This is a genomic window from Ruegeria sp. YKSD163, from assembly GCF_059612905.1.
This window is the reverse complement of sequence record NZ_JBXWRM010000024.1, coordinates 1-24,849: the sequence shown is the minus strand read 5'-3', so window position 1 is coordinate 24,849 and position 24,849 is coordinate 1. Positions and strand designations below refer to the sequence as shown.

The window sequence follows — 24,849 nt, the reverse complement described above, 5'->3', positions numbered from 1 at the left end:
GTCAGAGCTCTCCCCGTCCGAACAGCCCTTTGGGCATCAGAACCAGCACCGTGATGATCAACAACATGGTGAACACGCCGCGTAGCTCGGCCGCGATCAGCGTCGTCGAGATGATCTCCATGAAGCCGATTATATGGGCGACGATCAGCGTGCCTATGATCGACCCGATGCCGCCGACGATCACCACGGCCACGGCAATGATCAGGGGCGCCACCCACATCGACGGCGAAAGCTGCGTGTAAGAGGCGAAGAAAACGCCCGCCACAGCGCCCAAAGCGCCCGACAGCCCCCATGTGATCATGTTGATCCGGTCCGGATTTATGCCGGAGAGCGCTGCGCCCTTCACGTCCATGCTGACCGCCGAAATGGCACGCCCGACATGAGTCCTTCGTACAAAGTGATAAAGCCCGATCAGGATGACCCAGCTGGCGATGGTGGCGGCCAAGATGTTGTAGGTAACCGTCGCGCCGCCAACCCGCCAGACCCCGTTCACGATAGGGTGCATGATTTTCGGACTGTCGTTGAACACCAGAACGATGCCCGCCTGGATCACCACCGCAAGGATCAGCGTCGAAATCTCCACGGCAACCGGGTCGGATTTCAAGGGCTTCACGATCAGACGGTGTTTCAGAAGTCCGGCAAGAATGCCGACCGCGACAGCCACCAGAATCCCGGCGATCTTTGGAAAGCCCAAGCTTTGCACTACCCAGAAATAACTGTACCCGCCCAGCATCAGATAGGCGCCATAGGCGAGGTTCAGAACGCGCCCGACGCTGAAGATCATGGTGAAACCGATGGAGATCAGCGCATAGAGGCCGCTCAGCAGCAGGCCCTGGATCAGGATCTGGCTCATGAGGTCATCCTTTGGGAAAAGTCATCGTCATCGATCCGGGGGCGTGACGAAAACGCCCCCGGACCAGCGAGGGGTCACTTGACCCAGCTTGGGACCTTGAATTCGCCGGTGGCGTATTTCGGTGGATAGACAACGGCGTTCGTGCCGTCCTCGTACCACTGGATCACCACCATCGACGGCGCGCCATCGTCATAGGGCGGCGTAATGTCAAAGCGGATGTTGTGCGGATAGGTGCGCCCGGTGCGCGGCTCCACCTCGCCCGGTTGCCAAAAGCCGTAGCGCAGCCACATCTGGCCATCCCGTTCCAGCACGATGTCCTGTTTCTCCATCGCATCGACCCAGGTCGTGTTGTTGAACCCGCCCGCCTCTTCGGCAGCTGCAAATGCCTGGTAAATGCCGTGATAGGCGTTGAACCCGTTGAAATGGGGGAATTTCGGACGACTGTCGCCAAACCGCTCCACGTATTTGTCAGCAAATGCCTTGCTTACGGGGTCCAACGCGAAGCCGACCGAGGGCACCGGCGACAAGGTCGAGATGCCACCCCCGGCGCCGCCGGTGTCTTCCCAGTATTCCTGGCCAAGTGCCGCCACGTTGACCCCGGTCATTGCCTTGGGCACCTGCAACTTCACGTATTGCGAGCTGACCACCTGCGAGTTGACCGACGAGATGATATAGATGAAATCCGCCCCGCTATCCACGGCCCGGTTGAAGATCGGCGAGAAGTCGACCGTCGCCACGTCATAGACGATGGTGTCCACCACCTCGATGCCCGCTTCGGGTGCCAGCAGCTGACTGACCAGCCCGTTGATGGCGCCGCCGAACGCGGTGTCTTCCTGAAGGATCACCACCGATTTCCAGCCCATCTGACCGGCCAGCACGTCTTTGCCGAAATCGATATAGAGTGTCGCCAACGCCTCGTCAGAGGCGACATTCATGAAATAGGGTTTGTAGTCGTCATAGTCCTCGACCAGCTTGTCGATGATGCCGATATAGCTGGTCCAGGTGTCCAGGGTCGGGATCTGATACTCGACCATACGCGGCAGCCAGCCAAGGCTCACATCGTCGATCGACCCGGATATGATGAAATCGACCTCTTCGGTTTCGGCAAGGTACTCATAGGCCTTGATGCCCTCGGTCACGTCCTCGCCGGTATCGGCCTCGATCAGGGTAATCTGCTGACCGCCAAGAACGCCTCCCCTGGCATTCAACTCGTCGATAGCGATCTGTGCCCCGCGCAGCGTGCTGCGACCCGCGTCGGATGCAAGCGATCCGATGAACCCCACCTTAACGTCCGCAGCGGCGATCCCGGCGCTCATCAAGCAGGCGAGCGAAACCGAACTCAGCCACAGTTGCGTGTTCCAATTCATGTTGATCCTCCCAGAGATGTGTATTCCGTATACAGTACACGGTATCCCAATTCAGTCAATCCTTGCATCCGCCGTGGAGAAAATCGTGACGCAGCCTGACGGCACACGGGCCCATCGAGAGTGCGAAGGGGTCAACCCTGACACGGCAACTCGAAAAGTCCCGCCATCGATTCGGCGAACCGCACACCTTCGGCGCCGCCATCGCAACTTGATCTCGCTTCGGCCAGCAGACCGGGCTCGACGGTATCGGCAAGCACCGCCAACATGCCCTGCATGTAGTCTGGGGTGATCTCGGGTGATGCTGGATGGTGAATACATGCGCTCCGATGGAATAGGCGCTGATGTCGGCCAGCAGATCATTGCCAAGCGTTATCGTGCCCTCGGGCAGACGGGTGACGATCTCGCTATGCGCGCGCCAGAAACGCATATCCTCCAGCCGGGGCTGCATCCAGAGCATCGGCGAAGCGGCTGGCAAACTCAGACACATCGGTGTCGCTCAGAAGAATAGCTATTTTCATCGGTGGCCTTGCGGTGATGGCTTGACACTCGCGGCCGGTCAGGGCCCGCCAAACCAAATGCCCGGATGTCTTGTTCCGCTCCGCCGGGCGGGGCGAACAGGGGTGGCTCAGGTCAACGGAATCGTACCATTCTCGTCATGGATCACGGCGTCGACCATGATTTCCACAACCATGCCCGGCGTGGTCAGCCCGGCCTCGACCGCCGCCATGACCGGATTAATGCCTTTGAAAGTCTCGCCATGGGCACGAACCAGCCCGGCTGCCCCCGTGGCCATGTCGGTCAGGAACCCTGTTGTACGCACAACGTGGCGCATCTCGGCGCCCACCTCCTCCAGCGCCTCGCGAATGCGGCCAAAGATATAGACCGACTGCGCATAGGCATCCCCAGGCGCGTGCAGTTTGCCGTTGGGTTCGATGGCGGTGGTGCCCGCAACCCAGACAAAGGGACCGACACGCTTTGCCCGAGCATAAGAGCCCACCTGTTCGAACCTACCGCCCGAGAAATAGGTTGCCTTGGCCATCATTCCGCCAGCCTATTGCGGATCGCCTCGGCCGCAGCCTTGAGCGCGGACAGTTCGTCCGGCAGGAGTTTCATTTCATCCACGCTCACCAGCCCGGACCGACCCAGATGACAAGGCACCCCCAGCACCACGCCGTCGATCCCGTATTCACCTTCCAACATGACCGAGACCGGCACCGTTCCTGCGCGCGCGCCGCGAATGTGGTCCATCACCTCGACCGAGCTGTGCGCTGGTGCGATCACCGCTGATCCGGTTTTCTTGAGGGCCACGACCTGGCCGCCGCCTGTTATCGCATCCTTGACGCAGGCGGCGATCTTTTCCTCGCTTAGGAACACGTCCAAAGGCCGCCCCTTTATGCGCGAGGCCGACACGATCGGGGCCATCTCCTCGCCATGACTGCCCAGCGTCACCGCCTCGACATCCGCAGTGGTCACGCCCGCAGCCATGGCCAGCGCATTGCGAAAACGCGAACTGTCCAGCGTTCCCGCCATGCCCAGCACCTGGTTGCGGGTAAACCCGGTCGCGCGCAGCATCTCGAAGGTCATTTCGTCCAGCGGATTGGTGACGACGATAACGATAGCGTTCGGCGCATGGGCAGCGATTGCCGCACCCGCGGCATGGATCACCCGGCGGTTCACGTCGATCAGGTCGGCGCGGGTCATGCCCGGCTGGCGCGGTCGCCCCGCCGTGACCAGTACCACATCGGCGCCTTCGACCAGGGACAGCGAGGTGCCGCCATTGGCCCGTGCCCGCGAGCGGGTTACGCCGCTGGCGTGGTTCATGTCCAGTGCCGCCGCCTCGGCGACGCCCGGTGAAATGTCGATCAGGGTCAGTTCCTCGGCCATGTCCGCATTGGCGCACAGATGCGCCGCGTTGGCCCCAACGCCACCTGCACCAATAAAGGCGATCTTGCGGAACCGGCGCGGCCGGTGACTGATCCGGTTCGACGGAGCCACCCATTTTGGCGAGCGCCGCCACAGCGCCCGGCGCGCGGCGGTGTTGCCGTCGGTGCGCACCGCAAGCGGTTTTTCCAACGGCCCGACCACCAGTGCAATGCCAAGGCGATCAGCCTGATCCCTGGCCTCGGAGGTCACGATGTCCCCCGGCAGGACCTCGATCATATTACGTTGGCGCTTGCGCGCCTCGGCGACCGTTTCGGCCCCTATGACGCGCCGCCTGCTCATTTCCGGGCGGTCCCGTCAATGGCCTCGATCGCAGCCGAAGCTGCCTCCAGCGCGTTCTTTACATCATCCTCTCCGCCCGAGACGAAGAGACGCCCGAATTTGCCCACCGCGCGCACCTCGACGATGTCGATATTGGCGGCTTTTTCGGCCTCGTTGGCAGCCTGCGTGATATAGGCGGCCGGTTCACATTCCACGATGCCCAGGGTCTGACCCGGCACGATCAGCGAGCCCTTGCGCCACTTGTTCAGAAGCTGCGCCTGATAGGGTTCGACACTGGTGATCAGCTGGGTCGAGGCGACGGTTGGTTTGATCCGGTCCGACATGCTTTGACCAAGCTCGGCCAGGATCGCATCGCGGGCCGCCGTCACTTCGGCGTTGGAACTGGACCGCAGGATGAAGAACCCGAACTCACGCTCGACCAGTTGCGTTGTGGTTTCCACCGACGACGCTTTGAGCGCCCGGTCGATCAGGGTAAACACTCCGTTGCCCGGCGCGAATTCACCGATCAGCACCGTATCGCCGGCCAGCGGAACCGACCCCTGGACGGTGGCACCGTTGAAAGCCGCGAATTTCGGTTGAAGGTTGTCGATCTGCACAAGCGCGCGAATGGTGATAGCCATTTATCAAGCTCCGTAATCTTCATAGATGTCGCGCCAAGGCCGGTTCTCGTAGGCCACGCGCTTGATGTTGATCAGGTGCAACGCCGTCACGTTGTCCGATGTGATCGAGCCCGACCATGTGCCGGTGCCCAGCATGAATGAGGGTTCCAGATCGGTGGAGTAGCCCATGCCACCCAGGATGCCTGGCGTGTTGACCAGGATGCGGCCCGTCGGAATGCGGCTGAACTCGGCCACGATCGAAGGATCGTCGGAATGGATGATCGACGAATGCCCCCAGCCCTCGAACTTGGCAATGCGCTCGGCGATGTTGACGCCTTCCTCGCTGGTCGGCGCCTCGAAGAACGCCAGCACCGGGTTCAGCTTTTCAGCCGTCAACGGGCGGTGCCAGCCGATCTCGGATTCCTCGCTGACAAGGCAGCGCGTGTTGGGCGGCAGCGAAATACTGGCCTGACGGGCGAGGCTTTCGGGGCTTTGCCCCACGTTGCTCGGGTTCATCGCGTGCTTGCCGGAAAAGATAACCTTGGCCAGCCGGTCGGCCTCTTGCGGTGTGCAGAAATAGGCACCGCGCATCTTCATCTCCTGGCGCAGCTCCCGGGCGATCTCCTTGTCCGCCACCACGGCCTGTTCGCTGACGCAGGCGGTACCATAGTCGAAGCATTTAGAGGTGATGATCTGCTCGGCCACTTCGCCCAGCATATGCGCCTTGGATTTGTGGACATAGCAGGGCACGTTGCCCGCCCCCACTGCCAAGGTCGGCTTGCCCGAGCTATAGGCCGCCTTGACCATCGCCGGCCCACCGGTGGCCATGACAACGCTGGTACGCTTGTGCCGCATCAGTTCGGCGGTGCCTTCCAGTGTGACTTCCTCCAGGCACTGGATCAGCCCTTTGGGGGCACCCATGCTCTCGGCGACGTCGGCAAGTATCTTGACCGTCTCGATCCCCGATTTCAGGCCGCGCGGATGCGGCGCGCAGACGATGGCGTTGCCGGCTTTCACTGCGCTCAGCACCTTGTAGATGATGGTGGAATTCGGGTTCGTCACCGGGATCAATGCAGCCACCACCCCCATCGGCACCCCGATAGCCGCGATCTTGGCGGCATCGTCGCGCCACAACACGCCCAGTGTCGTAATCTCGCGCAGGTAATCGGCCACCGACAGGGCATTGAAAAGGTTCTTCACCCGCTTGTCGGGCACGTTACCGTATCCGGTTTCCTCGACCGCCAGCACCGCCAGCCGCTCGGCCTCGGGTTCGATCGCGCGTGCCATGGCATCGACGATTTCGTCGATCAGCTTGGGGTCGGTGCCCAGAAACTTGTTGTAAGCTTCCCACGCCCGTTCGACGGTGCGGCGGGCGCTGGCGATGGATTTGAGATCCTTATCCATGGAGGCCCCCGTTCAGAATTGCATCAAACTGGAGGCGCGCTGCGCTGACATCCGTCGCCGTTACGCCGATTGAGTTGAGACTGCGCCCGGCTCCGCGCAGGTCGCGCTCGAGCACGGTCATGGCCAAGTCGATCATTGCCCGCGTCATCGGCACATTGCGTCCGGTCAGATCGGCTGCCGACACCAACGGGATCAGAGACCCGATCACCCCGGCGCGCAAAAGCTCCTTCGCCTCGGCGCTGTCGGGAATCTGCCGGGCGCCCGCGCCGCGCAGATTACCCGCGACCCTTTGTGTGGCTGCCACCGCGTCCTCGAGACCGCGCACGCCAAAATCTGCGGCCACGGCGACACGTTCTTCCCAAAGCCGCGCGATCACGGCCTGATGCGCTGCGCCGATCAGAGTGCGGAAAGTCGCGTTTTCGGCCAACGGCACGCCACCTTGCTGCACCAACGGCGCACCGTCGGAGGCGGCCGGACCACCAATCAGCAGTGCCGGAAGCTCGACCGCCGCACTGGCGTCGTCAAAGCCGGAATGCACGCACGAGAGTTCCGCACTGGCGTTGGGAAACAAGGGCTTCAACCCGGAAAGCACGTCGGAGCGACCCTGGGGGAGAGTCGCCACCGGAACCGGACCGCAAGCCGACAGGACCAGCGCCGACCTATCCCGCTGGATCCAGTAGGGTGCACCGCCGCATTCAACAATGGTCACATCGGCGGCACAACCGCCGGTCTGCAACAGCCAGGCCACCTCGACAGCGCCCAGAGAGCGGGCGTTGGGCAGAACCAGGACCTGCCCGTCCCGCAGATGATCCGCAAGAACCATTGCATAGGTGCGCTGCTTGTGGAGCGGACCGGTCAGCAGGATCAGTTCGGCCCCGGCTACAGCCTGATCCAGCGCCGCAGTGGTGCGGATGGATGGCCCCGAGGGCTGGTTTACATGGAACGAACCAATCGGGCCCTCGCCACGCAGGGTCACGCTGCCGGCGCTCCGCAAGTCGTCCAGTTCCTGCCCGTAAGCCGAAAAGAGAGTGACCTCCCGGTTTTCCGCAAGGGCCAGAGCAGCATACATGCGCGCATCGTCCCCGCCGCCCAGCACGGTCACCCGCGTCAGGGCGCGACCTGGGGTTGCGGCGCGGGTACTTGTCCGGCTGCTCACCGTGTTCGCGAATTCTTCAAATCCAGCAACGCTCATCTGTCACCTGCGCATGGGAAGCGGGTCGGCGAACTGACTGTCCGCCGCCTTGCCACTTCAGCTCTTGTTTCGGGTTCAGTCGGCGCTGCCGCCGCCAAGCGCCGAAAGGAAGCTTTCGAGTTCCTCATGCGGGCGCGCGATGACATGAACGGCAACCACTTCGCCGACCTTGTTGGCGGCAGTGGCACCGGCATCAGTTGCGGCCTTGACCGCTCCCACTTCGCCCCGGATCAGCGTCGAAATCAGGCCGCCGCCGGATTTGGTCTGACACACCATGGTGACACTGGCCGCCTTGACCATCGCGTCCGCCGCTTCGATCGACGCAACCAGGCCACGGGTTTCAATCATTCCCAGGGCGGTCTGCCCTGCAGCCGTTTTCTGAGCCATGCTCATTTCTCCTTTGATGTAGCTGTCTTTTCTGTTTGGTTCAGACCGACACGGTGTCGATCACTGCAATCAGCGTTGCATCGACCGGAAGACCGGCCGCGCCCGCGGGAATTCGTGCCGAGGAACCCTGCACCATCAGACACAGATCGCCGCGCCCGGCGCCGACCGTGTCCACGGCGACCAGCGAAGGTTCGATCACCTTGCCCCTGGCATCCTGGACGTCGACGATCAGCAACTTGTGACCCGACAGTCCGGCCGCCTTGGCCGTGGCCGTAGCCGTTCCGATGACACGAGCAATCCGCATCAGAAATTCCTCATGTAACGGTCAATCTCGACCTGCGTGACCTGTTGGGCAAAGAACTCGACCTCGCGCTCCGCCTGCTGGATCAGGATCAGTTTGCGGTCTTCACCCATCACGCGGGTCATCAACTCACTGTCCTTGGCCGCGGCAATCGCGTCGGGCAGGTTCAACGGCAGTGGATCGGCGCCTTCGAACTCATAGGCGTTGCCCATGCAGGGCTCGGTCGGACGCAAGCCCTGTTCGATCCCGTCAAGGCCGGCCGCGATGTCACAGGCCAACAGGTAATACGGGTTACAGTCGGCCGAAGCATCCCGCTTTTCGATCCGGACCGCGCTGGCATCGCCTTCGATCACCCGCAACCCGACGGTGCGGTTATCATAGCCCCAGCTGTTGTTGGTCGGGCAGAAGGTATAGGGCTGACGGCGGCGATAGGCGTTGGGCGTACTCGACCCGGCCAGCGCGATCTCGGCCATATGCTTTTGCAGACCAGCCAGGAACGACAAACCGGTATCATTCAGCTTGCCATCGTTTGAAAACGCGTTCCTGCCGTCTTTCCACAAAGAATAGTGGGTGTGGAACCCACTGCCCGATTGATCGATGAAAGGCTTGGCCATGAAGGTTGCCATATAGCCTTCGGACTGTGCTAGCTGCCGTACAAGCGAGCGGAACATGATCACCTGATCGGCCGATTTCAGCGCCTCGTCATAGCGGATGTTCACCTCGACCTGTCCTGGTCCGTATTCGGGGTTGGACTGCTCGATGGCGATGCCCATCTCGTTGATCTGCTGACGGATCGGCCCGAGAACGTGCTCCAGCCGAGCCGCGCGGGCCAGACTATAGACCTGGATTCCCGTATCCTTTGGTCTCAGCGTTTCGGGATCGAGAAGGTAGAATTCGAGCTCTGTTCCGGTCTTGACCTCGAACCCCATTCTTGCGGCCCTTTCGACCTGAGCCACCAATGCGCCGCGCGGGTCGATCGGAACCGGCTTGTGGTCCATTCCTTCGGCCCGTGCCATGCAGAAGGCCACACCGGGTTCCCACGGTGTCGCCACCGGCTTGGTCAGCGGGAACATGTGCATGTCAGGATAGCCATTGTCGAAATTGACATAAGGCGTGTCCCAGACATCCGACGTCATATCCAGCGCCAGAAGAGCAATCGAAAGCGCATTGCCGCTCTTGCACGTCGTTTCCCAATGGCTGGCGGGAATGCGCTTTCCGCGCATGATGCCATTTAGATCGCCCATGCCAAATGCCACCGTATGAGTGCCAGGCGGCAAGCTGTAATCCTGTTCGCTCAATATTTTTTCCTCCCGGTTCGCGACAAAAGTCTTTTGCGCTCACGTTATGTATACTGTATACAGAATGCAGCACCGTGCAAGAAGAAAGTTGGACGAGATGAAAAAACCCCAAGCAATCGTTGTCGGCGGGGGAATTGCCGGCCTCATGACCGCTGTTTCCCTGGCCCGCCGTGGCGTTCAGGTCGAGTTGATCGACCGATGGGAACCCGGCCACGCCCGCGCCACGTCCTCTGACTATAACCGTGTGATTCGCGCCATTCACGGCAAGGATCATTTCTATACCCGCTGGGCGCGCGAGGCGCGGTTGCGATGGCTCGAGCTCGAGCAGGAAACCGGGCAGAAACTCTATTACGAATGCGGAGCACTCATTCTTGCGACCGAGGGGCATTGCGCCTGGGAAGACAACACCTGCGCCACCTTCGACGCACTTGGCGTGCCCTATCACACCTATCGCCCCGATGATGTCAGAACCTTCTTTCCGCAGTTCGATCCGAAGGGGATCAAATATGCGATTCATGAACCCGAGGCCGGCATGATCATGGCGCATCGCGCCCTGATCACGGCTGTGGCCCTGCTCAAGCGGCTGGGTGGCACGATCCGGCGCGGGCATGTCACCACGGACGCGGCCGAACGCCCCTGTCTGGATGGCAAGCCGCTGGAGGCGGATCTGGTCGTTGTGGCCACCGGTCCCTGGATGGCCGACATGTTCCCGCGCACGGTCAAGCCGATCTCGGTCGTGGCCGGGGTGAACGTTCTCTATCACTCAACGCCGGACGGTTCGGAACTCTTCGACCAAAGCCGGATGCCTTGCTGGATCGACCACGGAAAAGGCAGCTTCGGCCTGCCATCCGTCGAAGGCTCGGGTGTCAAGGCTGCGGTCGTGATCCCCGACCAGATCGACCTGGACAACGACGAACGGCTGATCCGGCAAAAGATGATTTCGCGCACCCGGCAATACATTGACCACCGCCTGCCCGGATTGAAGGGGCAACGCGTTGTGGACAGCAAGTTCAACCAGATCATCATCACGCCCGACACCCACTTCATCCTGGACTTCCACCCCGAGCATAAAAACGTGCTGCTGGCCGGTGGATGTTCGGGGCACCTGTTGAAGCATGGGCCTGTGTTCGGCGAGTTTGCCGCCGGTGTCGGGCTCCGCGATTTCGGAACTCCGGACCGGTTCAAGCTGGGACCGCGCATGAAGCTTTCTCCGAACGAAAGCCCTTCGGGGAGATAAAGCACCTCGGCTGGTTGCACCGCCCGGCGCGATCAGGCGAAGGCGATCCCGACCCAGTTCCCGAGGATACGTTCAGCATCCGCTTCGAACTGCGGCGCGCGGTGCCGGTTAGTCACGATAAAGTCGCGCACCCCATCATCGCCCAGCATCGCGTCGAAATCCGCCTTGTATTCGGGCAACTTCAGGCAGGCGTCGATCATCTCCGGTGTCAGCTCCATGTGAAATTGCAGGCTGAACGCCCGGCGACCCGCTTGCATGGCCTGAACCCCGCATGCGGGTGACCGCGCCAGTGAAATCGCCCCTGGCGGAAGTCGCGAAACCTCGGCTCCGTGTCCCTGCACGCAGGTCATGACCGGACCGAGGCCGGAGAACAACACGTGCGCGGCACCGTCTTCCGTCAAGTCGACGGGCAGGATGCCGACTTCGGGCGATTTGCTTGGCCCAACCTCGCCGCCCAACGCGTCGGCAAGCAATTGATGGCCAAGACACAGCCCGAAGAACGGCAATCCAAAATCCCGAACTGCGGTGCGGATTGCCGCTTTCTCTGTCACCAACCAAGGGTATTGCTGCTCTTGCCATACCTGTTGCGGACCACCCAGAACCCACAACCCGTCAAATCCGCTCAAGTCGGGCACAGCGTCGCCCTGATCCAGTTGGACGGTGACCGGAACCAACCCATGCGCATCGAACAGTGGCAGGAAACGGCCAAGATGCTCGGCGGGATGATGTTGAAACACCAGAATGCGGCGACGCGCCATTATCATTCTCCTATGAAAAAGGACCGCGCCGGGGAGGTGGCACGGTCCTTCGCAACCCAAGGGCAAGTCGAGAACGAACTCAGCCCTTGCGTCCGCCCGCCCAATCGAATGGGCGGTCGATGCCAGCCATCTTGACGCCGGTAAAGGCCGATGCCTCGAAACTCAGCGCGCGCAGATCCTCGGTTTCGAGATTGTGCACAGACGACTTGCCGCAGGCTTTCGCCAGCGCCGTTACTTCCATGGTCATCGCGGTCAGCAGACGTGCGATCCGCTCGGCCCCGGCGGCCACGTTCATGCGCGCTTCCAGTTTCGGGTCCTGCGTGGCGATGCCGACCGGACAACGCCCGGTGTGGCAATGGTGGCAGGCTCCGGGTGAGGTACCAAGCGCCAGATAGTCCTCGAGATACCGGGGCGAGTTGCAGCCCAGGCCCATCATTGCGCCATTGCCTATCATCACCGCGTCAGCCCCAAGCGCCAGCGCCTTGGCCACGTCGGTTCCGGTGCGGATACCGCCGGCGGCCACGAGCGAGACCTTGCCGGACATGCCGCATTCGTCCAGCGCCTCGCGCGCGGCCGGAATGGCGGACATGGCGGGAATGCCGGTGTGGTTCAGCAGTAGTTCGGGTGAAGCGCCGGTGCCACCTTCGGCACCGTCGACCACGACCACGTCCGCTCCTGCCTTGGCGGCCACCGCCACATCATAGCGCGGGCGGGTCGCACCCATCTTGACGAAGATCGGCACCTTGTAGTCGGTGGCGATCCGCAGCTCCTCGATCTTGACCGCAAGGTCATCCGCACCCAGCCAGTCAGGGTGGCGGATGGTCGACCGCTGGTCGACACCTTCGGGCAGGGTGCGCATCTTCGACACGCGTGGAGAAACCTTCATCCCCAGAAGCAGACCGCCAGTGCCGGGTTTTGCGCCCTGCCCAACCACCAGTTCCAGTCCGTTTGCCCGGCGCAGGTGATCCAGGTCCAGCCCGTAGCGCGCCGGAGACATCTGGTAGACCAGCGTCTTCGATGCCGCACGCTCTTCCTCCAGCATGCCACCTTCGCCGGTGCAGGTCATCGTGCCCGCCTTGGACGCGCCATGACCCAGTGCTTCCTTTGCGCTGGCCGACAGAGCGCCAAAGGACATCGACGCGATGTAGATCGGGATATCCAGCTCGATAGGGTTCTCCACCAGCCCCCGGCCACCGCCCAGCACTGTCCTGGTCTCGCATTTCTCGCGATACCCTTCAAGCGGCAGCCGCGTCATGGTGGCCGGGACAAAGGTCAGGTCGTCCCAGGTAGGCAACCGTTTGTTGAAGGTGTTGTAACCCCGGACCTGATATCGCCCCAGCTGCGCCAGCGCGTGCATTTCCGAGATCGCTTCGGGTGTCCAGCGGGTCGAACCGCCTTCGTCATAGGATGACGGAACACCGGCGGGCCGCCCGTCTATGGCTCCGTCACCGAACTTGATCAGTTCTTCCGATGCTTCCTCGAACGGGAACTCGTAGGGTTGTTTTATATCATCAGCCATGCTTTTGCGTCCCTGCTTTCGAAGTACCAAAGGCGCTGTCCGGCAACGATCCGGCGCCAGTTGCGAGAAGTGTCTTTCAGACCCAAGGGATCGAGGATCGCATCGACCTCGGCCACCTGTTCGGCCGTGGGTTCGGTCACGACAGCGTCAACCCCGAGATCCTCGATATCGCCCGTAACCCAGACCTCGCCTTGCCACAGGGCATCGGCACAGGACGGCCCTGCACCGCCCAATGCGATGATCTTGCCACCATGCGCCATAAAGCCCGACTGATAACCGATCTTGCCTTCGACAATGATGTTGCCGCCCTTCATGGCGACACCGGCGCGAGGGCCGCAGTCTCCCTTGACGTGGATGGTTCCGCCCAGCATCGCAGCACCAACCGACATGCCGGCATATCCGCCAACGGTGATAAGGCCCGAGTCCATGGCCTCTCCGCAGCCCCAGCCGGCATTGCGCTGGATCTCGATGGTGGCGCCGTTGTTCAGGCCACCGCAATAGTAGCCCACCGACCCCTCGAACCGGATCTTGCAACCCGCGGGCAGGCCGACACCCAGATTGTGGCGCGACATCGTGTGGCGCACGACGATCGACTTGCCCGCCTTGGCCGCGGCCTGAATCTCTTCGTGGACTTCCCGGACCGGACGGTCGCCGACTTCGATGATGACGTCGCTCATGCCGCCGCCTCCCGGTTGCCGACACCCCAGATGCCGTGCAGGCTGGGACCGTCGTAATTGATAATATCGACGTCATCTTGGTCGAACACGCGACGCACGGCCTGTTCTTCGGTCGCGGCGGCGATGTCGCCATTCTGATTGACCACAACCAGCGGCTTCATCGCGAAGCGGTCCTTGGCCCAACCGATCCGGCCCGGCATTCCGATCATGTAGGTGAACACGCCGTCGATCTCCCTGATCGAACGGGTCAGCGCGGCCTCCAGGTCCAGCCCCTGTTTCATCCGGTCCGACACCCAGACGGCGATCAGCTCGCTGTCGTTGTAGGTCAGGAAGCGATAGCCCTTTCGCTGCAACCTGTCGCGCCAGGAGTAATAGTCGGTGATCTGACCATTGTGCACGATGGCCACATCGGCAAATGGACGTGCCCAGAACGGGTGGCTGGCATTTGGACGAACGTCGCTTTCGGTCGCCAGGCGGGCATGGCCCAGCCCATGCGTACCGATCATGTCGCGCACACCGTGCTTGTCGGCCACGGCATAGGCGCCGCCGGTGTCCTTGATTATTTCCAGCGACCGGCCCACGGATTGCATCTCCAGCCGGTCGCAGATTTCGTCGGCGGCTTGTGTCCAGCGGGCCAGATCCGCAGGATCCGTGATGGTCATTCGCACCGAATAGTGCTTGTCGCGGCTGTCATCCCAGGTCGGGTCATCGACGAAGTCGCCGCCGTGTTCCCGAAGGATCGCGTGAAAGTTCTCCAGGTCCTTGCCCAGGGTGGCGCGGTCAAATCCCATCGCGCGCACGACATAGCCGCTGTTCCTCGGGACACCGTAGATCGCAAATCCGGTGGAATCCGCCCCGCGATGCTCTTGCGCATGCATGAGCTCCACGAGATCGCGCCCCACCTTGCCCGGCGCGTTCAGTATTCGCCCAGCGATTCCGCACATATTCGTTTACCTCCAGTATTCGCCCATGGCGCACGGTTTCTTTCTCCGTATACTGTATACAGTACTCAAGAATGCGCAAGGGAAATTCGTCGCGTTCACACTTCCGCCGGACAGTTGTATCCTGTATCCCGGAACAAAAGGGCACATTGCATGGCTTTCAAATCTTTGTCGCAACCCCGACTTCGACTGGCGGATCAGGTCTATGAGCAGATCATGGCCGCGATTCGGGCGGGCGATATCTCCGCTCAGGATCGGATCGTTCAGGAAAAGCTTGCCGAACAGTTCGAAATCAGCCGCACGCCGGTCCGCGAGGCTCTGTTCCGAATGGAGCAGGAAGGCATTCTCGAGGTTGCCGGCCACGGCGGTTTCCGTATTCGTCAGCTTGATCTGGCCGAGATCCGCGAACTCTATGGCTCACGCTGCGCGATCGAAGCCTACGCCGCTCGGTTGCTTGCCAGCAACGGAAACAAGGCCGTTTACGATTCTCTGCGTGAAACGATTTCCAAGGCAGAAGACCTCCGAAACGACTCGGTTGAAGCCTATTTCATGGCCAACTACCAGATTCACCGCGCCATCGTGGAAGCATCGGAAAACCGCTACCTGCTGGAGTTCTCGGAAAACATCTGGAACCGGGGATCTTCCTTTACCGTGTTTTCGACGATCCGGTCCGGCGATCTGGCCAAATCACTTGGCGGGCACATGGCACTGATCGATGCCATCGAGACCAAGGACGGCTCGATCGCCGCTGCGGCCATGATCGACCATATCAACGACGGACTGGAATTGCAGATCGCGTCCGGCCAGTGGGAATAGTGGTTCTGACTTTGCTCGGTGGCTCAAATGCCGCGCAAAGAGTGTAGCAGCGACGACAGGCTTGCCCGGTTCGCGACCCCCAGCTTGGCATAGATCGCCTGTGTCTGGTTGCGGATCGTCGCCGGCGCCACGCCGAGGATGCGGGCAGCTTCCTTGTGGCTTTTGCCTGCCGCCAGAACCCGCGCGACCTCGCGCTCGCGGTGAGTCAGGAGGTCCAGCGGGCTGAGTCGTCTGAGGGTAAGCTTTCGCAATCCCATTCCACCGAGTCCGGGGGCCTCCTCGCAAGTCACGACCATATCCCGCTCGGTCATGATGTATTCGCCCGGTGTCTTGACCAGACGGCGCAGATGTTCGGGCAGCAGATCATCTTTCCATTCCGGCCAGAGCGTGCCCAATTGGTCCCGCAAATTGCCAAGCCCAAGAATGCCAATGCCGTTTTCGTTGACAAATATCGTCACGGAGCCTGCGCTTTCTCCACGCCCGGGCTCAGCGGTCGAAAGTTTCATCGCTTCCGACAGTTGATCCACGGCGCATTGCAGAAACTGCTGTTCGGTCTCGGACCAGTCCCGCACGTGACGACCCGTGCGGTAACTGGATAGATAGAACGAGGCGATGCGCCCCGGACGCATGTGCATCGCGGTGGCGAGTTTCGTCAGCCCGTAGGTGTCGGCCAAATGCACCATTCCCTCGGTCTGATGCGGGCCGGACCGGCTGTAGGTCGCGATCCCGCTCGGATCTTTCAGGAACTTTTCCGCCAGAAGATCGTCGTCGGCAATCGTCAGCCAGGTGTCGTAGAAATCATCCGGCAGGTTGACGGTGGCGTTGGCGTGCACCACCACCCCTTCCGGATTGATGTCGGCCCAGCCGTACCAAGCAGCATCAAACCCCAGGGTTTCCGACAATTCACCCACGGCCCAACGGGCAAGGCCTTCAGCATCGTCCGTCCGAACCCGGTCGTGGATCTCGGACACGAAACTGGAAAACGCGTGCAGGCTGTTCTTCATGCGGCTGCCCCCTTTGGACAGCGGGCTCTATCGCCATAGTTTTTCGTCGCCAGTATACTGTGTACCGGGTAATTTGCCATCCTTTATGAAGGCGTTCAGCACGTTGCGCATGATGGTGCCAACATTGTTTTCACCCCCGTGGCACGGCAAAGCCTGGCTCCATGCGATGGAACCCGCGGCAAAGACCGCGCCATTGTTCGGCGTGGTGAAATAGATCATGTCGCCACGCACCTGTGCGTCCTGGGTGCCGCCGCGACCCGGAAAGGCATAGGTAACCTCTTCGCTGACCAGCGGATAATTGTCGGAGTGACCCCAGCTCGAAGCCAGCAACATCGTGTGCGGAGGCGTGCCCAGCACAAGGTCGTACCGGTCAAGTTCGACCCCAGCTGCGCCGCCGAGGGCCAGCCCGAAATCGCCGATCGATTCCTGGTCGCCGATGCCTTCCATGATCCAAGAAACCCGCTTGTGGAACGAATCCGGCATCCGCTCGAACGACTCGCTGGAATCCATCCCTTCGGTGGTAAAGCCCAGACCCACGATCTTTTGTGGCGCTCGCCCGCGCGACCGCCACAGACCCGAACGCTCTCCGGTACAGGCCAGGTGCCCTTCTCCCGGTTCCGCCTGCCAAGCACGGCTGCCGGCATCCAGCTTGCGCACCTCGATGCAGTGCGGCTCGTCCTCGCGGGTGCCCGTGACCCAGTAATATCCGTTGCCACCAAGATACATTACCCGCCCCCCTTCGCGCAGGTAATCTTCGGTCCCGTCCATCATCTGTTCCGAGTAGTATTCGGGATGGGTACCGTTCAGGACCACTTTATAAGGGCGCAGGGCCGCGACACCTTCGGCATGCAGGTCATGATCGGTCAATACGTCATAGTCATAGCCCGCATGCTCAAGCCACCACAGCAGCGACAGGTCAGCCGGCAGCGCCCAGGGGAATCCCATGGCCGGAAGACGGTATTTCGGCCGCATCGAAATGATAGGCCGTCGCCAGGACGAATAGCAGCAGCCCGCACCATCGGTGTGATGGTCATAGGTCGACAGGCCGAATTCCTCGAGTTTCTTGAACTCCAGGTCCTCGGCGGTGACGATCGGCGTATGGCCGGTAATCGCCTGGGCGATCGGTGCCTCGTAGCTGAGATGTTCGTTGGCATAGGCCAGATAGGTGAAGGTCGGCAGCAGGAATGCGATCCGGGCGCGCGGGGTCCGGGGCCGCACGATAAAGGGAATGTGGTCCTCGGCCTCGCCGGCGCGCAGGCGCAGGGCATAGACCCCGCTGCGCAGATCGGCGGGCAGGGTCAGGGAATGTGTTTTCTCCCATTTGCTGTCGGTCAGGGCGTCGTCGTGAAAATGCACGCCCCCATAAGTTTCCGGCGCCATGTGGAAGCTGTCGGCCCCACGCCAATTCACCCCAGTCATCAGGCGCACCGGGCGGTTCACACCCTGCAAATGCAGCCCATGCGGCCCGGTGTCGGCAATTACATCCCCAACGCCCTTGGGCGTGATCCCCTCGGTCGGGTCCCAATAGGCGATCAGCTTGTCTTCACCAGGCTTGCCGCCGGAGGCCAGCGCCGCGATCTCGTCTCGCGTCAGAACCCGGCCGTAAACGCCGGAGCGGTCCAGCTTGCCGTTGAACAGGAAGGACGCATATGAGCCGCGCTGAGAGTTCCACGCCGTCGCGGCAGCCAGTTTGAACGGCGCATCCGCGCCGGTGTCGACCGGCTTGATCCGCAACACTTCCTCGACCCAGGTATCGTCCTCGAACGGCACCACGGTCGAAATGCGCGAGTTCCAAGCGTTCACGCAGTTGATCACGTGCAGCGCAGCTTGTCCCGTCGTGGAGTCAAAGCTGGCCGCGATAAAATACCAGGCGTAGGGCACCAGCGAAATCTCGGTCGTGATCTGGTCGACCTGCTTGCCGTCGCCCAGCCACAGCGAAACATGCCCTTCGGGGTCGATGCCCAGGCCATAGCCCCGGTTCCCCTCGATCGCCCAACGGCCCATGATCATCTGCCGTTCGGTCTTGGCCAGCGTTGGATAGACATGGGCAAAAAGGGTGAAGCTCTTGAGTCCTTCCAGACGCCCATCGGGGTCGTCGCATTGCGCAAAGGCCCCGATCTGGGTGTATTGCCGTTTCGCGTCAAGCCAGCGGGGCAGATCGACCTCGACCTCCTCTTCGATGAAACCTGGACCATCCGGGTTCTGGTCTCCGTGAACCAGACGCACCAGCTTTGCCTCGACCTCGTGGCGGCCTTCGACCGAAATCATGAAGTCGACGTTTTCCCCGGCCTTGGGGTTCAGCGGGTCGGCATAGCCGAAAATGCGGGTATTGGTCATGTCAGCTTTCCAACAGGTCGTTCACGCGCAGCAGGAACACCGCGTGATAGGCATCGTTGAGGTTTTCGTAGAGCTTGTCGTCCACCAGCCGCGGCGGTGCCCCTCGTACGCCCGAAAAGGCGACGATCTTGTATTTGTGGAACCCCTCGGGCAGGCGCATGATGGCATATTTGTCCGCCATCTCGCCGCGCCGGAAATAGTTCAGCACCCGGTTCAGGTTGTCGGAATGCTTGCCCAGCGGATCGCGCCGGTGCTCCTCGATCAGATCCTCGGTGATCAATGATTTCAGGTGATCGCGAAGACGCTTGTGAAAGCGGCGATAGTAGATCTCCTGCTTGTCAGTAAACTCAATCGCCTCTTCCGGCATGACCTCACCTCCCTTTTCCGTGCGGCGCGCACGCGCCTCTGATTTCTTGCGATTGCGATAGCCTCGGAACTGGTCGCGGATGCCGACGATGCCGTTATGGGTCCACAAAGTGACCCCCAGCATTATGGTCGCGATCAGCAACACGCGGAGCGGTCCCAGATCCAGCATGCCCTTGTCGATCAGCACCACGATGGCGGTGCCGATCACCGCGCCCTCGGACCGGCCCAATCCACCGATCACGATCATCGCGAACAGGAGAAGCAACTGGTCCAGCGAAAAGATCGAAGGCGAAATCGACTGGTAGAACATGGCATAGAACGCCCCGATCACCCCAAGCCCTGTCGAGGAGATCAGGAACACGTGCATCCGTGCCCGGCGGTAGTCGATGCCGATCGCCTCGGCAAAGGCCTCGCCGCCCACCTCTTCGCGTGAGGTTTGCAGCAGCATGCCAAGACGTTCGGAATTGACGATCCGGAACGTAAGCAGCGCCAGCAGCAGCAGGACGAACGCCCCGGCAAACCCCATCAGCAAACCGGGCCGTTGCAGGAACCACGCTTCGGGGATGAAACTGCCTACGTTATTGATCGAACCGTTGGTCGGACCCAGCACCTTCAACTGAACCACGAACAGGCGGCAGATCTCGGCAAATCCCATGGTCAGCAGGGCATAGTAGAGCCCGTCCAGCCGGGTCGACGGCAGGGCGAGCACCCCCCCGATCATCAGCCCGGCCATCCCGCCAGCCACGAACATCAGCGGCCATGGCAAGCCAAGCCAGACGTTCAAAGCGGCGGCCGCATAGCCACCGATGCCGACGATCGCAAGCGTGGCCAACGAAAAGATGCCCGCAGTCCCGATCACCAGCGTCCACAAAACGTTGATGGCCGCAAACATGCAGAAGATCGCCGCGATGGTCAGCATCGAATTCGACAGAAAGGGCGCAGCCACCAGAAGGCCACCCAGGCCCAGCGTCCACCACAATGGCCGTTTGTCGGCCAGCCGACGCTCTTGCCGCAAGGACTTGGGATTGGCGCGGCTGCGCCATTTCAGCAGGTGCCGGCGGGTGAAGGGCAACCGATAGCGGCGCATCGGCGCATCACTCGCCGGATAGAACAGCAACTCCTGCGGGCGCGTTCCGATCTGATAAAAGGTCTTGGTCTCGGACATGTGCTATTCCCGCGTCTCGTCCAACAGCCCACCCAAACCGCGAGGGCGGATGATCAGGACCGTGATGATGAAAATGAAGCTGGCAAACAGCACGTATCTCTGGCCCAGGAAGGGGATGGCCCCGACCGTGGCCTCGAGGAACCCGATAATGACGGCCCCGGCCACCGCACCGGGAACCGAACCCAGGCCGCCCAGCAAAGCGATGGTCAATCCTTTGATCAGCGGCAAGGCGCCAGAGGTGGGGCTGACGAATATCGTCTGGGAGAGAAGAATCGCCGCCAGCCCCGCCAGGGCCCCGGTCAGCATCGTGACCGGAAGCGCCGTCCATCGCACCGAGATCCCCGACAGCACCGCGCCTTCGGGATTCTGCATCATCGCCCGGATTTCCAGCCCCTTGCGCGACATCCTCAACCACAGCAACACCAAGGTCAGGATCACTGCGGTCGACAGGATCGCGCCGGCCTGGTCGTAGCGCACCGGAATGCCCAGAACCTCGAACTTGCCGAAGCCAAAGAGCTTGGGCAGGCCGCGCTGACGCGGACCGAAATACCACAACAGCAACTGCACCGTCGCCAGGTTGATCGCCAAGGTCATGATCAGCGACCGCACTGCGAAATTCGGCTTGTCATGGATCGGCAGGAAAGCCAGCAGGTAGATGAGCGCACCGAAAACCGCGCCAGCCAATATCCCCGCCCCAACCGTCACGCCCGCCGTTGCCAGCGTGGCCGCCAGCGTCTTGCCAAAAGCGGCGGCGATGACCGGCTTGGCGGCGGCTGACGCCAGCCAGGCGACATAGCCCGATACAGCAAAGGTGGCTCCATGGGCCATGTTGATCATGCCCACGGATGACCACAGGATCGAGATGCCAATCGCCATCAGCCCGTAGATGGCCGCCAGGTTCAGGCCGTGAATGATCGTTCCGAAAATGTCCATCGTCCCTACTCCAATCCCACGTGGCCGACATCGCCGCGCATGCGCCCCGCATGCATGCCGATCATCCGGTCGACCCGGCCCGACAGCAGCGCCACGTTTTGCTCGGCGATCACCATCGCGCGCCCTTCGGTCGGAAGGGAGAACAACGCCTCGACCACGCTGGCCGATATCTTGGGCGCTAGGCCCAGCGATGGTTCGTCGATCAGGTAGAGAGACGCCTCGACCATCAGCGCCCGGCCGACCGAGACCATGCGCCGCTCGCCACCCGACAGTTTTCCGACCAGCGCATCTTCCAGCCGTCTGAGCGGTGGAAAGATGTCCATGACCATCTCGCGGCGCTGACGACGCTCGCGCCAGGCAAGCCGCGTATAGGCACCGCAATCGAGGTGCTGGCGCACCGTGAGGCCGGGAAAGATGGCATCACCCTGCGGGGTCATGGCCAAGCCGAGGCGCACGATTGCGGGCGTCTTGCGCCCCGGTCCGGTGGACCGGGAGCCGCCGATCTCGACCCCGTTCAGCTTGATCGAACCGCTCTGCCACCCGACGAGATGCGACACGGCGCGAAAGAGCGTGGTCTTGCCGTGACCGTTCAGACCGACCAGCCCGACCCGTTCGCCTTCGCCGACGCGAAAATCGATCTCGTGCAGCACCCGAAGCGGGCCGTAACCCGCCGTCAACCCGGAAATCGTGAGCACATCAGGCATGTTCCGGCTCCTCGAAATAGGCGGCATGCACGCGCGGATCGTCGAACACCTCGCGCGGGGTGCCGGTGGCGATCACCTCGCCCAGGTCCAGCACGACGGCCCGGTCGGCAATTGCCGACAACAGTTCCAACCGGTGTTCGATCAGGACAGCACCCAGGGCGTATTCGTCGACCAGGCGGCGGATGATCAGGTCAAGTTCGTCGATCTCGGAATTGATCAGGCCTGAGGCCGGTTCATCCAAGAGCAGCACCTTGGGCTTGCGCATCAGGAGGCAGGCCAGGAGAAGCTTGCGCCGGTCGAAGGTATCGAGCGCACCACAGGGCGTGTCCCAGCTGCGGTGGAAATGCGCCAGGTGGCAGCCCCATTCCGCATCGAACCTCGTCAGATAGGGTTTATGCGAAAAACGCGCCGCGCGGAACACCTCGCTCGCGGTCATGGCCGAAGGCACCACCGGGCTCTGGTACGTGCGCGCCAGGCCCAGCCGAGCCCGGTCGTGCACCGCGTGGTCGGAAATATCGGTCCCGTCCAGCCAGATCTGCCCCGCAGTGGGTGTGTACCGTCCGCACAGAACCTCGAACAGCGAGGTCTTGCCAGCGCCGTTCGGCCCTACAAGTCCCATCACCTCGTGGTTTTCGACATGCAGAGCGACGTCGTTCAGGATCGGACGGCCGCCAAAGGATATTCCTATCCCCCGGCAGCCGAAGATGCCTTTGGTGTCCGCGATGGTCACTGCAAATGCCTTTGCTTACATCCACCAGGCGGGCTGGAACCCGGACTCTTCGAAAGGCGACGGAGCGATGATCTTGTGCTCACCGTCCTGCACCTGGAAGAAGAGATGCGCCTGTCCGCCCTCGGGATCGTCGGTCTGGTTGGGATAGCTGGTACCCGACTGGGTATCGTTATCGAACCGGTACAGCCCGCTCACCCCGCGATGCTGGATCGACCGGATGGCGTTGCCCACCGCGTCGAAATTGCCCGGATCAGTCTCGGCCCAGACCTTGGCCATCAGGTGCACCGTGTCGTAACCGGCACCGCTATAGACCAGCCCCATCGTACCGGGGAACTTCGCCTGATAGGCCGCGCGGAACGCTGCGCCCATCTCGTCGTTATAGGCGCCGATGACCGACCCCCAGACAAAACCGTTCGCCGCCTCGCCCGCGAGGTCAAGGAATTCCGGCTGTGACGGTCCGTATTGCAGGTAGACCAGCGAGCCTTCGACCGGGTCCACCGCAAAGGTCTGCGCGAAAGAGGCCAGTTCCGCTGCGACCCAGTGGTCGATCATGATCGCACCCGCATCTGTTTCCTTCAGCGCCCGCATGACCGGAGCCCAGTCCTGCACCGGGAACTGGATGTCGGTGACTGCGCCTAGCTCCCATTCGCCGCCCGAGGCCGCAATCGCATCTTGCGTCGCCTTCGAGATCGCCTGGGTATAGCCGATCTGCTCCTGCACGATGTGGATCTTGTTGTTCTTCGGCGTCCATGCGCCGCTGGATTTCAGATCCGAAAGGAACTTGACAAAACCCGAACCATAATAGGTTTCGGCCACATCGATCTGGAAAATGTTGCGGTATTTCTGCGGGTCGGACTTGAACAGGTCCAGCGAGGCCTGTTGGGTGTTGCCGTGAAGATAGGGAATGCCGGTCGCCGCTGCGGCCTCCATCGCCGGCTGCGGGATCAGTACGAAGGGCGACAGGATCGCGTGCGCGCCAGCCTCGTTGAGGTTCTGAAATGCAGCCAGCGTGCCCTCGGGTGTCAGGATGTCGATATCGACATTGTTGATCTCGAGCATGCGGCCCCCAACGCCGCCAGCGGCATTGATCTCTTCCACCGCCATGGTGACGCCGTTCATCCAGTCCTTCTGATCGGCAACACCAACCGGTCCGGACTGCGCCGTTGGCACGCCTAGAATGATCGGGTCTGCCGCGAGCGCAGGCGCGGCAATGGTTGCTGCCGTGACCGCCATCGCTGTCGATTTCAAGAAAAGTCTTCTGCTGATAAATGGCATTTCCGTTTCCTCACTGTTCACTGACCGTGAAGGAAACATCACCCGACCGCGTTCGGTCTATGGTGCAAATGCACTATGAAATCGGCCCTCCCGGAACGCGCAATCGCGGTCTGTAGTTTCCAAAGATTTACATATCTTCAGGCCGTATCAGGCTTTTTTGCACAAATTCTGTGAGGGATTAATCTTGTGAGTTCAATATGGTAGCCGTTCGGCACGAACAGTTGGACACCCCAGGCTTTCAAGACCAGAAACTGGCCAACCTATAACGAAGCGCGCAAACGCCAGAGCTTGCTGACGATCTGGCTCGATCCCAAGATGCGCTGGGTTACCGCTCTGACGGGCAGGCGCGACTGACGGCAGAGCCACCACAACGCCGCCACTCAAACCAGCAGGTCGATGAAGGTTTCAGCATGGCGCTGCGGGCTTTGAGGTATCTGGGCCGCGCTAGGCTGCGACGAAGGAGCGGATGCCACCGCCGAAGCCGCGTCGAAAGAAAGTAGCATTGTGTGAAGCGTCTGGGCCAGCGGTTGGCTGGATTGGGTCTCGATGATGACGGAGCCCCTACCCAAGAACGGGCGTCCATCCTGCGGCGCGAAAAAACGATCTTGCGTCAGCAGCCCTGCGCGATACCCGCACTGGGAAGAACACGCTACATCGGCTCGACGGGTTGTTCCGGCAATCGGTGTTCGGGCGGCTGGCCGGATACGAGGATGTCAACGACGCCGACCGGCTGGTCATCGATCCCGTGATGCGTCATGTCGTG

At 61.6% G+C, this 24,849-nt stretch carries 24 protein-coding genes and 1 pseudogene; 3 read left to right on the top strand and 22 right to left on the bottom strand.

The features are described 5' to 3' along the window. Window position 1 precedes the first annotated feature (1 nt). From AC2FNA_RS21305 to AC2FNA_RS21255, 11 genes are all read right to left on the bottom strand, one after another. Window positions 2-853 (bottom strand): branched-chain amino acid ABC transporter permease, encoded by an 852-nt coding sequence (locus AC2FNA_RS21305; RefSeq protein ID WP_234143769.1) that lies wholly within the window; start codon window positions 851-853, stop codon window positions 2-4. Between the two features lie 74 nt (window positions 854-927). Then, window positions 928-2,220 (bottom strand): ABC transporter substrate-binding protein, encoded by a 1,293-nt coding sequence (locus AC2FNA_RS21300; RefSeq protein ID WP_496830020.1) that lies wholly within the window; start codon window positions 2,218-2,220, stop codon window positions 928-930. A 131-nt stretch (window positions 2,221-2,351) separates the two neighbouring features. Then, window positions 2,352-2,495 carry a hypothetical protein gene (locus AC2FNA_RS21295; protein ID WP_496830018.1) on the bottom strand — a complete coding sequence of 48 codons (144 nt, stop codon included), beginning with the start codon at window positions 2,493-2,495 and terminating at the stop codon, window positions 2,352-2,354. 350 nt (window positions 2,496-2,845) lie between these two features. After that, window positions 2,846-3,262 carry a Rid family hydrolase gene (locus AC2FNA_RS21290; protein WP_234143766.1) on the bottom strand — a complete coding sequence of 139 codons (417 nt, stop codon included), beginning with the start codon at window positions 3,260-3,262 and terminating at the stop codon, window positions 2,846-2,848. Then, window positions 3,259-4,443: a malate dehydrogenase gene (locus tag AC2FNA_RS21285; protein WP_496830016.1), complete on the bottom strand. Its 1,185-nt coding sequence runs from the start codon at window positions 4,441-4,443 to the stop codon at window positions 3,259-3,261. Before AC2FNA_RS21285 ends, AC2FNA_RS21290 begins: the two co-directional genes overlap by 4 nt. Next, window positions 4,440-5,063 (bottom strand): BMC domain-containing protein, encoded by a 624-nt coding sequence (locus AC2FNA_RS21280; RefSeq protein WP_496830014.1) that lies wholly within the window; start codon window positions 5,061-5,063, stop codon window positions 4,440-4,442. The genes AC2FNA_RS21285 and AC2FNA_RS21280 overlap by 4 nt, the downstream gene beginning before the upstream one ends. A 3-nt stretch (window positions 5,064-5,066) precedes the next feature. Then, a complete protein-coding gene (locus tag AC2FNA_RS21275; RefSeq protein ID WP_496830012.1) occupies window positions 5,067-6,446 on the bottom strand; it encodes an aldehyde dehydrogenase family protein in 1,380 nt (459 codons plus the stop codon). Next, on the bottom strand, window positions 6,439-7,602 hold the full coding sequence (locus AC2FNA_RS21270; protein ID WP_496830010.1) for a hypothetical protein: 1,164 nt from the start codon (window positions 7,600-7,602) through the stop codon (window positions 6,439-6,441). Before AC2FNA_RS21270 ends, AC2FNA_RS21275 begins: the two co-directional genes overlap by 8 nt. Window positions 7,603-7,713: 111 nt before the next feature. Then, on the bottom strand, window positions 7,714-8,025 hold the full coding sequence (locus tag AC2FNA_RS21265; protein WP_234143761.1) for a BMC domain-containing protein: 312 nt from the start codon (window positions 8,023-8,025) through the stop codon (window positions 7,714-7,716). A 40-nt stretch (window positions 8,026-8,065) separates the two neighbouring features. After that, window positions 8,066-8,329 carry a EutN/CcmL family microcompartment protein gene (locus tag AC2FNA_RS21260; RefSeq protein WP_234143760.1) on the bottom strand — a complete coding sequence of 88 codons (264 nt, stop codon included), beginning with the start codon at window positions 8,327-8,329 and terminating at the stop codon, window positions 8,066-8,068. Further along, complete coding sequence (locus AC2FNA_RS21255; protein WP_496830008.1) at window positions 8,329-9,624, bottom strand: glutamine synthetase family protein; 1,296 nt, start codon at window positions 9,622-9,624, stop codon at window positions 8,329-8,331. The genes AC2FNA_RS21260 and AC2FNA_RS21255 overlap by 1 nt, the downstream gene beginning before the upstream one ends. A 46-nt stretch (window positions 9,625-9,670) precedes the next feature. Between AC2FNA_RS21255 and AC2FNA_RS21250 the strand changes: the two genes are divergently transcribed. After that, the gene (locus AC2FNA_RS21250; protein WP_496830006.1) at window positions 9,671-10,861 is read left to right on the top strand and encodes an FAD-dependent oxidoreductase; all 1,191 of its coding nucleotides are present in this window, start codon (window positions 9,671-9,673) and stop codon (window positions 10,859-10,861) included. Between the two features lie 32 nt (window positions 10,862-10,893). Here the strand turns inward: AC2FNA_RS21250 and AC2FNA_RS21245 are convergent, their stop codons facing one another. The 4 genes from AC2FNA_RS21245 to AC2FNA_RS21230 form a co-directional block, all read right to left on the bottom strand. Continuing rightward, window positions 10,894-11,619: a type 1 glutamine amidotransferase gene (locus AC2FNA_RS21245; protein WP_496830004.1), complete on the bottom strand. Its 726-nt coding sequence runs from the start codon at window positions 11,617-11,619 to the stop codon at window positions 10,894-10,896. Between the two features lie 79 nt (window positions 11,620-11,698). Further along, window positions 11,699-13,138, bottom strand: coding sequence for an FMN-binding glutamate synthase family protein (locus AC2FNA_RS21240; protein WP_234143756.1), 1,440 nt, complete (start codon window positions 13,136-13,138; stop codon window positions 11,699-11,701). Then, window positions 13,123-13,815, bottom strand: a complete 693-nt coding sequence (locus tag AC2FNA_RS21235; RefSeq protein ID WP_496830002.1) for a hypothetical protein — start codon at window positions 13,813-13,815, stop codon at window positions 13,123-13,125. Before AC2FNA_RS21235 ends, AC2FNA_RS21240 begins: the two co-directional genes overlap by 16 nt. Next, window positions 13,812-14,759, bottom strand: coding sequence for a class II glutamine amidotransferase domain-containing protein (locus tag AC2FNA_RS21230; RefSeq protein ID WP_496830000.1), 948 nt, complete (start codon window positions 14,757-14,759; stop codon window positions 13,812-13,814). The genes AC2FNA_RS21235 and AC2FNA_RS21230 overlap by 4 nt, the downstream gene beginning before the upstream one ends. On the opposite strand from AC2FNA_RS21230, the gene AC2FNA_RS21225 reads away from it, so the two are divergent. Then, entirely contained in the window at window positions 14,676-15,572 is an 897-nt protein-coding gene (locus tag AC2FNA_RS21225; protein WP_496829998.1) for a GntR family transcriptional regulator, read from the top strand. The two genes, AC2FNA_RS21230 and AC2FNA_RS21225, sit on opposite strands and share 84 nt — an antisense overlap. A 23-nt stretch (window positions 15,573-15,595) precedes the next feature. On the opposite strand, the gene AC2FNA_RS21220 is transcribed toward AC2FNA_RS21225, so the two are convergent. From AC2FNA_RS21220 to AC2FNA_RS21190, 7 genes are read right to left on the bottom strand one after another with little or no spacing between them, the layout of a single operon-like run. Further along, entirely contained in the window at window positions 15,596-16,576 is a 981-nt protein-coding gene (locus AC2FNA_RS21220; protein ID WP_496829996.1) for a response regulator transcription factor, read from the bottom strand. 27 nt (window positions 16,577-16,603) lie between these two features. Continuing rightward, the gene (locus tag AC2FNA_RS21215; protein WP_496829994.1) at window positions 16,604-18,913 is read right to left on the bottom strand and encodes a N,N-dimethylformamidase beta subunit family domain-containing protein; all 2,310 of its coding nucleotides are present in this window, start codon (window positions 18,911-18,913) and stop codon (window positions 16,604-16,606) included. A gap of 1 nt (window position 18,914) precedes the next feature. Further along, window positions 18,915-20,444 (bottom strand): branched-chain amino acid ABC transporter permease, encoded by a 1,530-nt coding sequence (locus AC2FNA_RS21210; RefSeq protein ID WP_234143750.1) that lies wholly within the window; start codon window positions 20,442-20,444, stop codon window positions 18,915-18,917. A 3-nt stretch (window positions 20,445-20,447) separates the two neighbouring features. Next, window positions 20,448-21,377 (bottom strand): branched-chain amino acid ABC transporter permease, encoded by a 930-nt coding sequence (locus tag AC2FNA_RS21205; protein WP_496829992.1) that lies wholly within the window; start codon window positions 21,375-21,377, stop codon window positions 20,448-20,450. Window positions 21,378-21,382: 5 nt separating this feature from the next. Next, window positions 21,383-22,081 carry an ABC transporter ATP-binding protein gene (locus AC2FNA_RS21200; protein ID WP_496829990.1) on the bottom strand — a complete coding sequence of 233 codons (699 nt, stop codon included), beginning with the start codon at window positions 22,079-22,081 and terminating at the stop codon, window positions 21,383-21,385. Beyond that, entirely contained in the window at window positions 22,074-22,811 is a 738-nt protein-coding gene (locus AC2FNA_RS21195) for an ABC transporter ATP-binding protein (RefSeq protein WP_496829988.1), read from the bottom strand. Before AC2FNA_RS21195 ends, AC2FNA_RS21200 begins: the two co-directional genes overlap by 8 nt. Before the next feature lie 15 nt (window positions 22,812-22,826). Continuing rightward, on the bottom strand, window positions 22,827-24,044 hold the full coding sequence (locus tag AC2FNA_RS21190) for an ABC transporter substrate-binding protein (protein ID WP_496829987.1): 1,218 nt from the start codon (window positions 24,042-24,044) through the stop codon (window positions 22,827-22,829). 640 nt (window positions 24,045-24,684) lie between these two features. Here AC2FNA_RS21190 and AC2FNA_RS21185 point away from each other — a divergent pair. After that, window positions 24,685-24,849, top strand: a pseudogene (locus AC2FNA_RS21185) (transposase); the annotation flags it as partial.

Bases quoted from the DNA above. Each gene is read 5' to 3' on its own strand.
- AC2FNA_RS21305 (WP_234143769.1), bottom strand. From the start codon at position 853: ATGAGCCAGATCCTGATCCAGGGCCTGCTGCTGAGCGGCCTCTATGCG.
- AC2FNA_RS21300 (WP_496830020.1), bottom strand. From the start codon at position 2,220: ATGAATTGGAACACGCAACTGTGGCTGAGTTCGGTTTCGCTCGCCTGC.
- AC2FNA_RS21295 (WP_496830018.1), bottom strand. From the start codon at position 2,495: ATGCAGGGCATGTTGGCGGTGCTTGCCGATACCGTCGAGCCCGGTCTG.
- AC2FNA_RS21290 (WP_234143766.1), bottom strand. From the start codon at position 3,262: ATGATGGCCAAGGCAACCTATTTCTCGGGCGGTAGGTTCGAACAGGTG.
- AC2FNA_RS21285 (WP_496830016.1), bottom strand. From the start codon at position 4,443: ATGAGCAGGCGGCGCGTCATAGGGGCCGAAACGGTCGCCGAGGCGCGC.
- AC2FNA_RS21280 (WP_496830014.1), bottom strand. From the start codon at position 5,063: ATGGCTATCACCATTCGCGCGCTTGTGCAGATCGACAACCTTCAACCG.
- AC2FNA_RS21275 (WP_496830012.1), bottom strand. From the start codon at position 6,446: ATGGATAAGGATCTCAAATCCATCGCCAGCGCCCGCCGCACCGTCGAA.
- AC2FNA_RS21265 (WP_234143761.1), bottom strand. From the start codon at position 8,025: ATGGCTCAGAAAACGGCTGCAGGGCAGACCGCCCTGGGAATGATTGAA.
- AC2FNA_RS21260 (WP_234143760.1), bottom strand. From the start codon at position 8,329: ATGCGGATTGCTCGTGTCATCGGAACGGCTACGGCCACGGCCAAGGCG.
- AC2FNA_RS21250 (WP_496830006.1), top strand. From the start codon at position 9,671: ATGTATACTGTATACAGAATGCAGCACCGTGCAAGAAGAAAGTTGGAC.
- AC2FNA_RS21245 (WP_496830004.1), bottom strand. From the start codon at position 11,619: ATGGCGCGTCGCCGCATTCTGGTGTTTCAACATCATCCCGCCGAGCAT.
- AC2FNA_RS21240 (WP_234143756.1), bottom strand. From the start codon at position 13,138: ATGGCTGATGATATAAAACAACCCTACGAGTTCCCGTTCGAGGAAGCA.
- AC2FNA_RS21235 (WP_496830002.1), bottom strand. From the start codon at position 13,815: ATGAGCGACGTCATCATCGAAGTCGGCGACCGTCCGGTCCGGGAAGTC.
- AC2FNA_RS21225 (WP_496829998.1), top strand. From the start codon at position 14,676: ATGCTCTTGCGCATGCATGAGCTCCACGAGATCGCGCCCCACCTTGCC.
- AC2FNA_RS21230 (WP_496830000.1), bottom strand. From the start codon at position 14,759: ATGTGCGGAATCGCTGGGCGAATACTGAACGCGCCGGGCAAGGTGGGG.
- AC2FNA_RS21220 (WP_496829996.1), bottom strand. From the start codon at position 16,576: ATGAAGAACAGCCTGCACGCGTTTTCCAGTTTCGTGTCCGAGATCCAC.
- AC2FNA_RS21215 (WP_496829994.1), bottom strand. From the start codon at position 18,913: ATGACCAATACCCGCATTTTCGGCTATGCCGACCCGCTGAACCCCAAG.
- AC2FNA_RS21210 (WP_234143750.1), bottom strand. From the start codon at position 20,444: ATGTCCGAGACCAAGACCTTTTATCAGATCGGAACGCGCCCGCAGGAG.
- AC2FNA_RS21205 (WP_496829992.1), bottom strand. From the start codon at position 21,377: ATGGACATTTTCGGAACGATCATTCACGGCCTGAACCTGGCGGCCATC.
- AC2FNA_RS21200 (WP_496829990.1), bottom strand. From the start codon at position 22,081: ATGCCTGATGTGCTCACGATTTCCGGGTTGACGGCGGGTTACGGCCCG.
- AC2FNA_RS21190 (WP_496829987.1), bottom strand. From the start codon at position 24,044: ATGGCGGTCACGGCAGCAACCATTGCCGCGCCTGCGCTCGCGGCAGAC.